This window comes from Peptostreptococcus sp., assembly GCF_977045075.1.
Genome location: NZ_CDRRTB010000032.1, coordinates 1 through 15,683, shown reverse-complemented (window position 1 = coordinate 15,683; position 15,683 = coordinate 1). Strand labels below are relative to the sequence as shown.

Genomic DNA, 15,683 nt, shown 5'->3' with positions numbered 1-15,683 from the left:
AACATCCTTGCCTATTGCATCTACTGAAGCATAGTTACCCTGGCTTCTTGCCACTATAGATTCTGTAATACCTATTACATCCCTATCACCTAGGTCAAAGCCATCTGTCTTAGAAGCTTCTATAACAGAATCTACTATAATCTCTGATAAATTGTCACCCTGACGAATTATTGGGCAACGTACTCCACGCGCTACTGTACCAACATTTCTTGTCATACTATATTCCTCTTTCAATTAAATTCAAATTTACTTATAGACTTTACAGATAATCCTTTACCAGAGACTATCCAGCCTTAAAGTTTTTTTACTTATACCAAGTACTCTATATATAATACTACAAAAGTAGCAATTTAAAAAGAAAAAATCGAATATTTTTTTATCTTTTTGTAAAAATGTTTAAATTAGTCTGTTTGTTTTTCTTTTAATGTTAATTTTCATTTGATTTATAAGCTGATATTTATTTAATTTCAACCTTCTAAATCAAATTTCCCCTTTATATACATTTTTGTAATCCTATCTTCCTTATACTAAAAGTATCCTAATAAGGCCTAGTAGCAATAAATGCCCTGGATAAAATACGTAAAAGAACCACTTAGAAAGCTCTCTTCCCCTTTCCATCCTCTTACCATTATATAAATATACAATTGATATGCCTGCAAGTAGGATTCCTAGCAAACTTCCTAGAGTATAAATCATATTTTCCTTAAATGGAAGAAGGGATGACTTGGCAATAAATTCCGTTATTCCAAACAAAATCATAGCTATAATGAAGGCATTTTTTGTCTTTGATTTTGACCCATAGCTCCTGATAAATAATAGGGTGAATATTGGTGCCAATAGTGCCCAGTCTGATATTAGTGATGGTATAATTAGACCAATTGTGCAAACCACCCTTAAAGGCTTACTCGCCACCCTTTCATGTACCACAAGTATCCCAAAGCACAAAAACAGGGTAAACATCATATTTAGTCCATGAAATCCTATGATACCCTCTTCAGTAAAGGCTAGGCAAAATGGAATCTCAGATATTAAGGCAAATATAAGTAACCTGCTTGCATATTTCTTTTTTGAATGAGTGTATTGGTAGCCTTCAACTAAAAAATAGCACATGGTAATAGCAGTAAAGTAACCCAAGTCCAAAAAAAGCTCTGACAAAAAGGTACCCGGCTCTAGAAATATTATTGATATATGATTCAATAGCATTAGAAACATAGCTATGTACTTAATTTGGTCACGATTTAATATTTTATATTTATCAATCAGATTATTTTCCATATCACTAACTCTCCTAATACTTATTTTTTATCTAAAAACCTATTTTTGATGCGGTTTTTAATCCATACAATTATAGAAACGGCTAAATAACCTATCGTATAATTTATGAATATATCCCTATAGGCAGAACCAGCCAAAGCTTCTCTAAATCCTGTCAACCAAATATATACAAATACCAGTATGAGTGTTGGAATGTATACTACAAAAGCCTTGACCCAATAATTATTGATTTTCAAATATTTAACCAGAATATAAGCTAGTACGATGATAAGGACAATAATAGCCCTATCCAATTCATGCCAATTTCCATTAGGATCTTCATAATGTCCCTTTAAAAGATACAGCACGCTATTTAAAATTGTTGCAAACGTGTATAAAACAGAATAAAGAAAAACTGCCTGCTTTAACCAATCATTCCATATAGACTTCATACTTCCTCCTCCACATGTTTATTTTTTATAATACAATTATACAATAGCCACATTATAAGCTGCAATAATAAATGCCTTTTAAAAATAAACCACATAAAAAAGTGAAAATTATTTTGAATATTTGATTTCACAAACAGTTTTTCTTATGATCAATTATTGAATTTTTTATTACAATTGTTAGCTGATACTAAATATAGCATTACAATATACAAAACCGGAATTCCAACCCTCACAAGAATCATCATAGGCTACTCCTGGACTGAATTTATAGACCCCCATCTTGTCACTAGAAGTATGAAATGCTATAAAATCCTCAAATTCTACTCTCTTTGGACTGGTTTCATCTACTTCAAAAATTGGTGGTTCATCATCAAGTTCATCAAAGTAAAAATCCCACTGAACACTAGGAACTGCATCCAGTTGGCCAGCAAACATAAAACCTAACTTATAAAGGTCTTTAGACAACATTCCTATATCCTCTTTATCAAATATACTTGGAATAAAGCGTACACTGGCCTTATTTATATCTACACCAAAGCCCTCTATAAAGTTAAGAGTGTCAGAATCTAAATGCTTCTTTAAAGCTAGGTTTAGGTCCTTATCTTCTGAAAGATCATTATTTATATAGTATTCAATGGTTTTTTCCTTATCTAGGCTAATTCCCCAAGGATATAAGTTCAGATTTTCCATAAATCCCCCCTATAATTTTAATATTTACCTAACTACAGCGTTCCTTGTTATTTATTTGCTAAACATTTATATCAGCAACTGAATATAAACAAGCCTTACCAGCAAGGGTAATCCTGTCCCCCTCTATCCTACAATATAGGGTTCCTCCTCTACTAGATGCCTGGTAGGCAACTAGGTCATTTTTACCCAATTTATCAGCCCAATATGGGATGATATGGCAATGTCCTGAACCACAAACAGGGTCCTCTGGTACATTTAATTTAGGGGCAAAACTCCTTGATACACAATCAAAGTCCTTGCCCGGTGCCGACACATGCAAAAGAAGTCCATCTAGTTCTTTTACCTTTTCCATATCGAGATTCAAATCTCTTACAGCCTGTTCATCATCAATTATGCATAGTAAGTCACGGGCCATATATGCTTTTAGAGGTTGGCATCCAATAGTATCTGTCATAGCCTGTGTAACAGGAACTTCTTCCAGGTCATACTTAGGAAAGTCTAATTCATAAAGGTCCTTGTCTCTCTTAACTATTAATTCACCACTCAGTGTATCAAAAGAAACCTGGTCTAGTTTTTTGTCATAGTAGTTCATGATTACAAATGCTGTTCCAAGTGTCGCATGTCCACAAAGATCAATTTCCCCACCTGGCGTGAACCATCTAAGATGGTACTTTTCTTCACCAACTTTAACCGCAAAGGCTGTTTCAGATAAGTTGTTCTCTCTTGTTATATTCATCATAAGATCTTCTGAAAGCCATTTTTCCATAATACAAACTGCTGCTGGGTTACCAGAAAACACCTTATCTGCAAATGCGTCTACAACGTATTGTCTCATTACTCTTACCCCCTATGAAATATACTAGTATTGCCTTTCTATATTTATTGATTTTATTATACATGATTTTTATATTACTTACAAACATCCTTTTAGACTACTAACTAGACTCATTATCATACTAAATATGGACTGTTTCAGACCCATTCTTCTTATATAAATTATCGTGGAATAAGTAGTCTCCATACCTTATATTCTCTAGCTTGGTCAAAAGTAATGGTAAAATTATAATTTTAAGCAAGAATAATCCCAACCATGTAAAGAATATTCCCATAGTCATACTTTCTACACCAGCAAAATATAATTGACAAAATACCCAGGCATTTAGCCCTAGGTTGAGCAGGGAAGCCAGGCTAGATAAGACTATATTAGTCCTAAGTTTAGGGCAGTAAAGCTTCCCTATATATAAAGATAATAGTGATATATTGTATATACAAATAGGCTTATATTCCTTCCTGTATATTACTAAGGTTTTTCGGTTATAGAAGTACCGACTAACCAACCTGTTATTCCATTCATTTATCCATACATGACTAAGTCCCTCTATCTCATCCCATTTTACTAGTAGGTCTATTTTCCTAAGGTATATGCCATCTTTACATATGTATAGCTTATACTTCACAAGAGAAAAAATTATCCACATGGAAAGTATAAATCCAAGTACAATATAGTTTAACTGGTCTAGTCCAATACTAATTTCTTGACCAGAATATCCAATCAGTATGTCATTACCATTGGCTATAAATTTTGCAACTGCAATAACTAGTAGGATTATAAAAGTAGGATATCTATAATAAATACTGTGAAATTTAATTTTACCCTTCATCAAAGTATACTTCCCTTCAAATATTTACTAGCAATCTACTAGTTATATTTGATTTTATCATATTTTCCATGCTTACTTCTAGTCCCAAGTCCTATTTTCCAAACTACCACTAGGGCTAATATAAAGGACATAAAGTCTGCCACTGGCTGTAGTAGGAAAATACCAGCCTGACCAAAGGCCCCTGTAAGTATATATAAAAGAGGTATGTAAAAGATACCCTGACGTGAGACAGAAATAAGAGAGGACCAGAAATACTGGCCTATATTCTGCATAAGCATGCTAGCCAGGGCGAAATACCCCAATAGTGGTAGGCTTATACATTGAAGGTTTAGTAGCTTCTTGCTATATAGGATCACCTGGCTATCCCTTGTCATAGTCATAATTAGCTCTTCTGAGAATATATACAAACCTAGGGCAGATATAATTAAAAAACCAGTTGCCCCTAAAACTGCCAGTTTGAAGGCCTTTTTCACCCTATCATATTGGTTTGCCCCATAATTCATAGCACAAATTGGCTGAAATCCCTGACCCCAGCCTATCATTATCAAATATGCGAGGGCTAGGATTCTTGAACTAATAGTCAAGGCTGCAAGGAGTCCATCACCGTATCTTGCTGCAGATATGTTGAGAAGAATCAGGGCTACACTAGTGATAGATTGACGCAAAAAATTTGGCATTCCACCTGCCAAAATATGGTAGACCCTCTCCCTATTTACCCTTGCATTTTTTAAGCTTGCCCTAATATTCCCGTTTTTCATAGACAGACCTGTGAGTACAATACAACTCACTACTTGTCCTATCAAGGTAGCATAGCCAGCTCCGATAAATCCAAATCCTAGACCAAACATTAAAATAGGATCTAAGACCATATTTACTAGCATGCCTGAAAGTAGTCCTAGCATACCATCCCTAACATTACCGCAAAGCCTTAGCTGGTTATATAGGGTGATGGAGTATAGGGCAAATGGTATGGTTAGGACTATTACCTTAAGGTAGTCTACAGTAAATCCCATAAGACTTTCTGATGCACTTCCTCCTATAAAGCTAGCAAGTGGTGATATATGTATCCAAGAAATTAGGGCTACAAGAATCCCTACTACTAGTGCAAATAGCATTCCAATAGAGGATATTTTCTCCGCCTCTTTTTCACTACCCTGTCCGATTCTTTTTGACATTATATTTCCACTACCATAACCAAACCAAAATCCAATGGCCTGAACAAAGCCCATAAAGCTAAAGACTATCCCTATTGCTGCTGTCATTGACTTATTATCAAGCATACCGACAAAAAATGTATCGGTCAAATTGTATATTACCATTACCAGCATGCCTATTATAGTAGGTATGGATGTTTTTACTAATAGGGGCAAGATGGGATCATTTAGGATAGACTTTCTCCTTAGCTCCTTTTTTTCTATATCTGAAACCATATTACATACCTCTTACTGTTCCCTTATCACCGTCGACCTCTATCATATCCCCGTCTTTAAACCTAGAAGTAGCAAGACCCACTCCAAGTACGGCTGGTATATTAAACTCTCTTGCAACTATTGCTGCATGGCTCAAGGCCCCTCCCGTATCGGCAACTACACCACTTGCAAGCTTAAATAATGGTGTCCATTCTGGGTCTGTCAAGTGGCAAACTAGGATATCACCCTTTTGCATCTTGTAGAATTCATCTGTATCTCGTATAATACAAACCCTACCAAGTACGCTTCCTGTGCTTCCACTTACACCCTTTAGGATATCACCTTTGGCATCAAATACTTGAAGCTTAGATGCCTCCCATACCCTTGTAGCTAGTGGGAAATTTTCCTGCCTTCTCCTTATATTTTCCTTGTCCTCATCACTTAAGTAGCCCCTATCCATAGCCTTTACTAGGTCCTTCAAAAATAGGTTGGCAACACCACTCCTATAGTCTTCACTGTCAAGAAGAAGCAGATTTATCCTTCTAACACACCTTCTTACATAGAAAAATAGACTTTCCCATAGGTACTGACTTTCCTCACGAACTATATGGAAGTACCTAAAGTTTTCAATGTCTTTTTCAAGCTTGCTATACTTATTGCCATAAATGGACTTAAGCTTTTCCATAAGATCATTATAATCTTTTTTAGAAGTATTTAATTCGTTTTTATTGTCTAGGTTTAACATTGGCCTTATTATATTTACTATCCTGTCTGGCTCTTCAAAAAAGGTCTTTGCCTCAAGGCAATAGCAATTATAATCAGACTTATAGCCACTGTTTTTAAGGAATTCATCAGTCATTCTTCTAAAACCTTCAAATTTTGCATGAAGGTCATTATAGCTAACACCTGATAGAACGGCTTCCTTTAATTGGGTGTCTTCAAGTATCCTTTGGCCAATAAGAGAAATTTCATTATTTACTAGGGCTGTCTTATTATCTAAGCCCCAATAAAGGTCAAAGGCGGTGTAACTAGGGTCAACCTTCTTTATTATCTTACTGTACTTATCAAAAACTATCATAGTTGGGAAAAGGGCATATTTAAACCTATCATAGGCTAGTTTTTTAGTCAGCTGGTAGCTATATTTCAAAAAACTACTAGCCTCACCTAGGCTCATTTGGTCAAAATCTATATCCTTGATTTTATTTAGGTCAGCCTCATACTGGGCCATAAATTTCCTACACATATCTGAGCAATAGTCAAAGTCTTTTAGCTTTTTTACTAACTTTAGAATTTTAAAGATATTTTTGTTTATTGATTTGGACCCATCTGGTAGGGTCTGGATACCATCCTGGTCCATTTGTGGATTTGCATTTATTACTAGGCCACCTTCAGCAAAGATCTTACCCTTTTGATCATTTATAGCAATCATAAAATCATAGTCTAGGGGCCTGTAGGCAAAAGGCATTTTCTCTAAAAGAAAGCCCAGATTTTCACGCGTTCCCTTACTTAGCTTCATATCCTTTAGGTAGGCCTTAACCTTGCCCTCATCAATTTCATTATTTTTAAGGGTAGTTATTGCCCTAGCCTGCAAAATATATATTTGACCATCTCTAATGGCCCACTCTATATCCATAGGCATGTCATAATGGTCCTCTATATTTAGACCCGCCTTAATAAGGCCCCTGATTTCATCATCATTCAAGGCCCTCTCACTTTTCTTAGCTGCCTCAACTTCTACTTCTACAGTATTCTTATCACCGTATATTATTTGACTGGCCTTACTACCAATGCTTATGTCTAAAATTTCGCCTTTCTTATTTACCACATAGGTATCGGGAGTTACCCTACCGCTTACAACACTTTCGCCTAGTCCATAGCTTGCATTAATCTGCATTTCATCTTCTTTTTTGCTTACTGGGTTAACTGTAAATAAAACTCCAGCCTTCTGACTCTCCACCATTTCCTGAATTACTACCGCAATCGAAACAGCCAACTGGTCATAGCCTTGGTGAAGCCTATAGGATACAGCCCTATTGCCCCACAAGGATGCATAGCAGTTACGGATCTGGACTAGGAGGTCGTCTATCCCTCTTACATTTAAGTATGTTTCCTGTTGGCCTGCAAAACTGGCATCAGGTAGGTCCTCCGCTGTGGCAGAAGAACGCACGGCTACCCTTACATTTTCACCAAGCATGGAATACTTATATTCTATCTCCTTTCGAACCTCTTCTGAAAATTCCCCATTTTTAATAAGCTGACGAAAAGATGTTGCGGCCTCTATTAGCTTATTTTCATCATTTGCTGCATCTTCGATACTTTTTTTAATAATAGGTTCAATATTATTGTTTCTTAGGTAGTCCTTGTAGGAATCAGCTGTCAATACAAAACCTCTAGGTACATTTATATTTGCAGCCGTCATCTCACCTAAGTTTGCCCCTTTTCCACCTGCTATCAAAATATCTTCTTTTTTTAGATCAATAAAGTCTACTATCATTTTTTGTCCCCCTTTAATGCCTTAAAGATCAATATACCTATTTACTATAGATACAATATATGTTTCAAGTATTCCTTCAAAATAATCATCATCAAAATGCTTGTATTCTGAACAGAGTAAAAAGCTACCCACAAAAGCATTAGATAGGCCCCTTTGGTCTGCATTTTTCACAGCAGAATTTTCATTCCAGTAGTCTACAAGCTTTTTTAAAAAATCTCCATACAGTTTTTCTATCCTATCCACCTCACTAAGCTTGTCTTTTTTAAATATATCAAAGGCGTCCTCGTAGATTGGTTGAGTCTTTATTTTTATCATTAGGTCTAATGAGTACTTGTATATTGCTTGAGATAGAAAGCCTATAGGATCCTCTAGTGACTGCGGAAATATAGCTTCTATTCCAGTCAGTTTTTGTCTTGACCTATATGCCATTAAGTCGATAATTAGTGACTCCTTGTCTTTCCAAAAGTTATAGAAACTACCCTGGGCTATCCCTACTCTCCTTGTAAGCTCTCCTATACTTAAAGACTTGGTCCCCTTGTCATGAAATAGATCAAGGGCCGTTTCCATGATTTTTTCTTTTATTTCTAACTTTTCTTCTTCAGTGAATGCTCTAGCCATCATTAACCTCCTGCTAACCAATGAATATTTATATATTTATTCATAGATATTATAAGTCTAATAAATATAAAAGTCAATGAAAATCTTTATCTTTATTGTTTAATTGTTGAGCTTTTATTAATTATTCGTATTAAAAAACACCTCATACAAGTCTTATAGTTTGACTTATAGAGGTGTTCTTTTATATTCTAGTTTTATATTCTAGTTTTATATTACAAAATTACTTGTTCTTTCTTCTTAGTAGGGCTCCCGCAATTGTTAGACTCAAACCTGGAATAAGTGTTGAAGTCCCTGTCATACCTGTCTTAACTAGCCTTGGCTTCTCTTTTACATATCTTGGTTTTGGCTGTGGCTGTGGCTGTGACTGAGGCTTTGGCTCTGGCTTTGGTTCAGGCTTTGGTTCAGGCTTTGGTTCAGGCTTTGGCTCTGGCTTTGGTTCAGGCTTTGGCTCTGGCTTTGGTTCAGGCTTTGGCTCTGGCTTTGGTTCAGGCTTTGGCTCTGGCTGTGGCTGCGGTTGCGGCTGTGGTTGTGGCTGTGGTTGTGGCTGCGGCTGTGGTTGTGGCTGTGGTTGTGGCTGCGGTTGTGGCTGCGGTTGCGGCTGTGGCTGCGGTTGTGGCTGCGGCTGCGGTTGTGGCTGCGGCTGCGGTTCAGACTTTTCAATATAGAAAATCACATTATTACCCTGACTATAACTAAATGGCACACCTTCAACAAATGGAGATACCTCATCATTAATTGGTGTGAATATATAGTTATTTCCTGATCCAGTAACAATAAGAGGCCCATTCCATTTTTCAGCCACGTCATCATTTTTATTACGAGTACGTGTAACTTTTTCTATGGTTCCTGAAGGAAGTTTTGAATCTGGATCGCTAAATACGAATTTATACCCTTCTGGCAATGCTGGTAAAGGAGTCGGAGCTGCCTTTGTAGCATCAATTGGGTCATTATTATATGTTACTCTGTCGCCAACGTCTGCATCAGTCGTCTTATCTTTGTATCTTATATTACCTAACCTTGTGTAATATACACTTTCTTCTACATCGATATTTCCATTATCTGGATCAAAATCTACTGCAGATGACTCCTTCTTATCAGCATATAAATCAGGTACTACCGGTGTTGGAATACTAGGTAGAGTGGCTGTATCACCACTTACAGTTACACCTGATGGCCCACTTGTACTTGCTGGTGTACTTGCGCTTGCTGGTGTACTTGCGCTTGCTGGTGTACTGACACCTGCTGGTGCACTTGTGCTTGCTGGTGCACTTGTACTTGCTGGCCCACTTGTACTTGCTGGTGCACTTGTGCTTGCTGGTGCACTTGTACTTGCTAGTGTACTTGCGCTTGCTGGTGCACTTGCTGGTGTACTTGCACTTGCTGGTGCACTTGCGCTTGCTGGTGCACTGACACTTGTTGGTGCACTAGATACTGCTGTACCTCCAGTTGAAGGTAAACTAGCATCTTCTGCAGCGTAAACTTCATTACCATTTAGACTTAAGGCAAAAAGTATACCTGCAACAACAGATGTCGTACCAATTGCATAAGTTCTTTTTGACAACCTATACTTTCTTTTAAACATATGATTCTCCTCATATTTTTTTCTATTTTAAAAGCTAAATAAACTAAACTTTTAATCATTTAATTGTGTGTGTTGAATTTACAAAAAATAAACAAAAAACTTAGAAAATAACTTTTATAAAACAACCAAAATCTAGTAATAAATATTATTTGAGCTTTTGATATTACTTATCATCTATTACAATCAATATATATTTAACATCTTTTGTTAAAAACAGTACTGATTTAAAAAAATAAATAAAATAGTAACATTTGCATAATATAATATTTACCCTAAGACTCTTTTTTTAATCAATAAAAAGTAGTATAATTCTACTAAAGGAGGTGGACAAATGAGTGCACATAAAATTTTAAACGATCCATTCCTTAATAAGGGTACCGCCTTTACTATGGAAGAAAGAAAAGAGCTTGGACTAATAGGTCTTTTGCCACCTTATGTTCAAACTATAGAAGAACAAGCAACTCAAACTTATGCTCAGTTGCAGACAAAGTCAAGTGATTTAGAAAAAAGACTTTTCCTTATGGAAATATTTAATACCAATCGCAGGCTTTTCTACTACTTGTTTTCTCATCATTTAGAAGAGTTTAATCCTATAGTATATGACCCAACAATTGCAGAAACTATAGAAGGATATAGTAATTTTTTTATTGATCCACAATATGCAGGCTATCTAGATATAAATCATCCTGAAGATATTGAAGTAAGCTTGATAAATGCTGCTGGTGGTCGAGAAATACGACTTATTGTAGTGACAGATGCAGAAGAAATTCTAGGAATTGGCGATTGGGGAACAAATGGAGTAGATATATCAGTCGGAAAACTAATGGTATACACTGGTGCTGCCGGTATCGACCCTTCAATGGTTTTACCATTGGTTATTGATGCTGGAACAAACCGTGAAGAACTACGCAATGATCCAAATTATTTAGGTAATCGTCATGAACGCATACGTGGTGATCGTTACTATAATTTTATCGATAATTTTGTTAACACTGCAGAAAGACTCTTCCCTAAACTTTACCTTCATTGGGAAGACTTTGGCCGATCTAATGCTGCAAAAATACTTGAAAATTACCGCAAACAAATTCCTACCTTCAATGATGATATACAAGGTACTGGTATAGTCACACTAGGTGGAATCTTTGGTTCTCTTGCAGTTACCGGAGAAAAGCTGACAGACCAAACCTACCTTTGCTTTGGAGGTGGAACTGCTGGTGCAGGTATTGCCTCTAGGGTCCATCGTGAAATGGTCACTCTTGGTCTTTCTGAAGAAGAAGCCTATAAACGTTTCTTTATGGTAGACAAACAGGGTCTTTTATTTGATGATATGGATGATTTAACACCAGAACAGAGACCTTTTGCAAAAAATCGTGCTGACTTTGACAATACAGACACGCTTACTAGCCTTTTAGAAGTTATAAAGACTGTCAAACCAACTATTTTGGTGGGAACATCTACCCAACCAAATACCTTCACTAAAGAAATTGTGGAAGCAATGTGTCAAAATGCAGACCGACCTATGATTTTTCCTCTTTCAAACCCAACTAAATTGGCAGAAGCAAGGGCTGAGGATTTGATTACATGGTCAGATGGAAAGGCTCTTGTTGCTACAGGTATACCTGCTGACACAGTTACTTATAAGGGAGTTGACTATGTGATTGGTCAGGCTAATAATGCTCTAATATACCCAGGACTAGGGCTTGGAATGTTGGCTTCAGAAGCTAGCCTTTTGACTGATGAAATGATCGGTGAAGCTGCTCATTCTTTGAGTGGTATTATAGATATGACTAAACCAGGAGCACCTGTATTACCACCATTTAAATATGTCGCAGAAGTATCTTTAAAGGTTGCTGAAGCAGTAGCTAAGAAAGCACAGGAGCAAAGACTTTCACAATCTAAAGAAATAGATATGGCAAAAGCCGTACGTAATTTTAAGTGGACTCCAGAATATCGTTAATATTTTTCTTACGATGCTAATAATATTAAAAAGCCGGACAATGCCCGGCTTTTTTAATATTATTATACTCACTATATTCTATAAGATAGGTATGCTTATTTAATTTTATTTATCTGAGACCTAATCAACTTGTTCCTAAAAATGATTGCAAGTCCAATAGGTAATATAAATAGGGGTAGACAGATTAGCCCTCCAGCTATAATTACTGGTATTCTGGCCATCTTTGTATGTCTTCCCTGGGAAATACTATTAAGAAAATCTGTAGCGGCATTTATTACATCTATTCCACCCAATCCAACCAGAAGGGAGAGTTCTATTGCCAATACTAAAAATATTATTAACAGCATTATCATAGCAGCCATATCGCATATTTTCATCTTAGTTTTCAGATCAATTTCCTGATTTTGATCCACCTTACTAAACCATTTTATCGCTCTTTCCTCTTTTGTCATCTATTTTACTCCTTCTTATATCAAACAAAGATTATATATCGCTTGAATTTTCGCTTGAGTTATAACTAGCTTTATAGACCTGTATCAAAAATCCTATAAAGGCCTTCATTTGGATCTTCTATCATACCGACCTTGTTACCAAATTCCACTACTTTTCCACTTGTATATGGTTCCCACTTAGGAAGCCCACTACCATTAGGATCTCCTGTCTTCACAAAGTTAAGCCAGTAGGACACCATAGTATTAGAAAGACTTCTGTCAGTCCCATCATATAGGTAGGGTGCTGTCCATAAGTTACCATAAGCATATGGTAGCTCACCAGTATGGTTTGATCCGATAGACTTATTTTCCTTAGTAAAATAGTACCTGTATACGGGCTCCTCCTTAACAGCTAGCCTAGACCAAACATCATGGCCATAACCAAAGGTAGCCGCATTATAAATTTTCCTTTGGTTATTTTCTGCTTCCTCGTCCGTATTTACAGGATATGCCTTGATAATTTCCCTATAGGCCCTTGGATATATTGCCTTAATACTCTCTTTATATGTATCCTTATTAGTCTTTTTATCTACAAGCATAAAAAGGTCTCCATCCTTCTTGTTATAGCCTGTCAATAAGGCCTTTTCATTGTGTTCACCTGCTAAATATGATTCATAAGGCGACTTCTTTAAGGCATAACCATCATTGGTCATAGCATTTAGGGTACCATACTGGGTACTCGTATTTGCAATCTTTTCTGCAGGAACCTTTCTTAAATCTACAGGACTAGATACTCCTAACTCATCCCTAAGAGTTTTACCCTGCTTGATAGCATCTGCAAAGTCCTTGTATGAATGTGGAGGCTTTTCACCAGTTATAGATGAACTTTCTGAAATAGCATACCTAAATAGGCCTTTTGTTAGTGGCGATACGCACATAGCGTTAACTGAAGACGAACCTGCAGACTCACCTGCTATAGTTATCTTGTTGGGATCACCACCAAAACTATTTATGTTCTTATTTACCCATTCAAGTGCCTTGACCTGGTCTAAAAATCCATACATACCTGTCGTATTATTTGCTGACTCCCTAGCTAAATTTTCATCAGCATAAAAGCCCAAGGCACCCAGTCTATAGCTAAATGTAACAAAAATTACATCCTTCTTAGCATATGACTCACCATTGTAATCTTGCCACCAAGACTGGCCAGTAGTCAATGACCCTCCATGTATATAGAATACTACTGGTAGGTTTTTCTTGTCCCCAGCAGGCTTCCAAACATTTAGGTATAGACAGTCTTCACTCATCTTTGGAAGATACCTGTTTTTTATAGTCCTAGTTACATTATGGTAGAATAATACATCACTAGCTGTTGAAATAAGGTTATTTTGTCTCTTTTGCATTGCCATAGGCTTAAAGTGGTCGGCCTTTAAAAGTCCTTCATATTTATCGGGGTCTTGTGGCTCTTTCCATCTTAGGTCACCAACAGGAGCCTTTGCGTACGGTATACCAGCATACACTTCCACTGATTCATCCCTGTTGTAAACACCAGTCAGTTTCCCTTCAGCTACTTTTATCTGACTAGTTTCCTTGGCTCCCTCATAGGTAGCAGGTACCAATTTTTCCTTTGGTAGGCTCATAAATGTTGCCAAAACTGATAGGATGACCAGGCCTAGAAAAGCCCTTCCACCTCTTTTTGTTTTATGCCTATATATACCACATACTATTGATGTTACAAGGATAAGACCTAGTCCCAACCAGGCATTCCTATTTAGAAATAGGTAGGTCTCGCATAAAATTGTAAATATCACTAAAAATATATAAAATATAATTCCTCTAATTTTCACTTATATCCCTCCTTAAAGGTCCTCTTAGTCTTTATTTCTAATTATAATATACATTTATAAGTATAATTATATTCTAAATTTAGGTCGATTTCTAGTGAAAAAATAGGAAAACCACCAGGCTATGCTGGTGGTCGTTAATTTAATTCTATCTTTAGTATAAGTAATATAGGATCTCAAATTTATACCCTTATTATTCTGGTTCATTATTCTAAATAAACTCTATCAATCCTTTTATTAAACAAAGTTCATAACTTAACTTCTTCTTACCTTTGCCCTCAAATTCAACTACGATATTACTCTTTTCTACTTCTTTAATCGTTCCAATTCCAAATCGTTTATGATTTATTTGCCTACCTATACACTTATCGGATATTTTTACTTGCGACTTTGATTCTACCTCTAACTCACTCTTAATAGTATTATTATATATAAATTTAGCATACCCATTATTATCTTCAGCTTCCATTACACTATATTCATGCTTATTGATTTTATCAGTAATATTTATGACCTTATGAGTACATTTACCGGTTTTTATAAAATTGTTATCTGAAATCGGACGTATTGGGAATATCCAAACCTTACGTTCTCGTTCATCCTCATCTGTCTGAGTATCAGCATATGGTTTACCTACCAACTCTACAAGCCCACAGTATGTGTACTCACCACTGTTCATTACCTCAAAAAGATGTACATCAACTCCATTCTTAGAATAGTTTGCAAGTGTTGCATTTTGTCCCCAATAAAGATCTTGATCTCCAACTTTTCCCATACCTGTATAATATAAAACTCCATCCTTCCATTTGTCTTTGTAAAGCTTTTTTGTATGGTCCGTTACTATTACAAGAGTATTTGTTGCTTTTGACCTACGCATCCCTCCCATAATGCCACACTTAAAAATTTCAACTAACTCACGATTATTTATTATTTGTCCAATTCTTAATCCTGGATTAAAATCCATCGGATAATCCCCCTTTAAATTTTATATAAATAAAACATAATATTAATTTACCAATTTTACTATTCACCTTAATTAAATTTTCCTATAAATATATACTATATTCTTTGTATAAAGTTAGTATTTAAATCCATCTACTTAATCATCCCAAACAAATCATTAAGTGCCTCAGCCATAGTCGGATGAGTGAAAATCTGATTAGTCAACAAAGTATACGGCTGTTTCATAATCATAGCTAATACAACAATATTAATAACCTCATGGGACTCTTCTCCAAAGAGAACAACTCCTAAAATCTGGTCTGTATCAGCGTCTACAACTGCCTTGTAT

Annotated in this window: 14 protein-coding genes and 1 pseudogene; 1 reads left to right on the top strand and 14 read right to left on the bottom strand. The window is 36.1% G+C overall.

What is annotated here, in order from left to right; all coding sequences use genetic code 11:
• From ACW6OJ_RS04115 to ACW6OJ_RS04070, 10 genes are all read right to left on the bottom strand, one after another.
• Positions 1 to 216 (bottom strand): coenzyme F420-0:L-glutamate ligase (locus tag ACW6OJ_RS04115; RefSeq protein ID WP_456095851.1); only part of this gene is annotated, 216 nt, incomplete at its 3' end.
• 306 nt (positions 217 to 522) lie between these two features.
• A complete protein-coding gene (locus ACW6OJ_RS04110; protein ID WP_456095850.1) occupies positions 523 to 1,275 on the bottom strand; it encodes a TraX family protein in 753 nt (250 codons plus the stop codon).
• Between the two features lie 20 nt (positions 1,276 to 1,295).
• Positions 1,296 to 1,706, bottom strand: coding sequence for a DUF6608 family protein (locus ACW6OJ_RS04105; RefSeq protein WP_456095849.1), 411 nt, complete (start codon positions 1,704 to 1,706; stop codon positions 1,296 to 1,298).
• Between the two features lie 177 nt (positions 1,707 to 1,883).
• Complete coding sequence (locus ACW6OJ_RS04100) at positions 1,884 to 2,396, bottom strand: hypothetical protein (protein WP_456095848.1); 513 nt, start codon at positions 2,394 to 2,396, stop codon at positions 1,884 to 1,886.
• Positions 2,397 to 2,454: 58 nt separating this feature from the next.
• Positions 2,455 to 3,231 carry a PhzF family phenazine biosynthesis protein gene (locus tag ACW6OJ_RS04095; protein WP_456095847.1) on the bottom strand — a complete coding sequence of 259 codons (777 nt, stop codon included), beginning with the start codon at positions 3,229 to 3,231 and terminating at the stop codon, positions 2,455 to 2,457.
• A 121-nt stretch (positions 3,232 to 3,352) separates the two neighbouring features.
• A complete protein-coding gene (locus tag ACW6OJ_RS04090) occupies positions 3,353 to 4,057 on the bottom strand; it encodes a hypothetical protein (RefSeq protein WP_456095846.1) in 705 nt (234 codons plus the stop codon).
• A 38-nt stretch (positions 4,058 to 4,095) separates the two neighbouring features.
• A complete protein-coding gene (locus ACW6OJ_RS04085; RefSeq protein WP_456095845.1) occupies positions 4,096 to 5,487 on the bottom strand; it encodes an MATE family efflux transporter in 1,392 nt (463 codons plus the stop codon).
• 1 nt (position 5,488) lies between these two features.
• On the bottom strand, positions 5,489 to 7,960 hold the full coding sequence (locus ACW6OJ_RS04080) for a PEP/pyruvate-binding domain-containing protein (RefSeq protein ID WP_456095844.1): 2,472 nt from the start codon (positions 7,958 to 7,960) through the stop codon (positions 5,489 to 5,491).
• Between the two features lie 21 nt (positions 7,961 to 7,981).
• A complete protein-coding gene (locus tag ACW6OJ_RS04075; RefSeq protein WP_314496736.1) occupies positions 7,982 to 8,578 on the bottom strand; it encodes a TetR/AcrR family transcriptional regulator in 597 nt (198 codons plus the stop codon).
• 220 nt (positions 8,579 to 8,798) lie between these two features.
• Positions 8,799 to 10,160, bottom strand: coding sequence for a hypothetical protein (locus tag ACW6OJ_RS04070; protein WP_456095843.1), 1,362 nt, complete (start codon positions 10,158 to 10,160; stop codon positions 8,799 to 8,801).
• Positions 10,161 to 10,491: 331 nt separating this feature from the next.
• On the opposite strand from ACW6OJ_RS04070, the gene ACW6OJ_RS04065 reads away from it, so the two are divergent.
• Positions 10,492 to 12,117 (top strand): malolactic enzyme, encoded by a 1,626-nt coding sequence (locus tag ACW6OJ_RS04065; protein WP_456095842.1) that lies wholly within the window; start codon positions 10,492 to 10,494, stop codon positions 12,115 to 12,117.
• A gap of 95 nt (positions 12,118 to 12,212) precedes the next feature.
• Here the strand turns inward: ACW6OJ_RS04065 and ACW6OJ_RS04060 are convergent, their stop codons facing one another.
• The 4 genes and pseudogenes from ACW6OJ_RS04060 to ACW6OJ_RS04045 form a co-directional block, all read right to left on the bottom strand.
• Entirely contained in the window at positions 12,213 to 12,569 is a 357-nt protein-coding gene (locus tag ACW6OJ_RS04060; RefSeq protein ID WP_293426866.1) for a hypothetical protein, read from the bottom strand.
• A 71-nt stretch (positions 12,570 to 12,640) separates the two neighbouring features.
• Positions 12,641 to 14,395, bottom strand: coding sequence for a carboxylesterase/lipase family protein (locus ACW6OJ_RS04055; protein ID WP_456095841.1), 1,755 nt, complete (start codon positions 14,393 to 14,395; stop codon positions 12,641 to 12,643).
• A 208-nt stretch (positions 14,396 to 14,603) separates the two neighbouring features.
• Positions 14,604 to 15,356, bottom strand: a complete 753-nt coding sequence (locus tag ACW6OJ_RS04050) for a hypothetical protein (protein ID WP_456095840.1) — start codon at positions 15,354 to 15,356, stop codon at positions 14,604 to 14,606.
• Between the two features lie 131 nt (positions 15,357 to 15,487).
• Positions 15,488 to 15,683, bottom strand: a pseudogene (locus ACW6OJ_RS04045) (pyridine nucleotide-disulfide oxidoreductase); the annotation flags it as partial.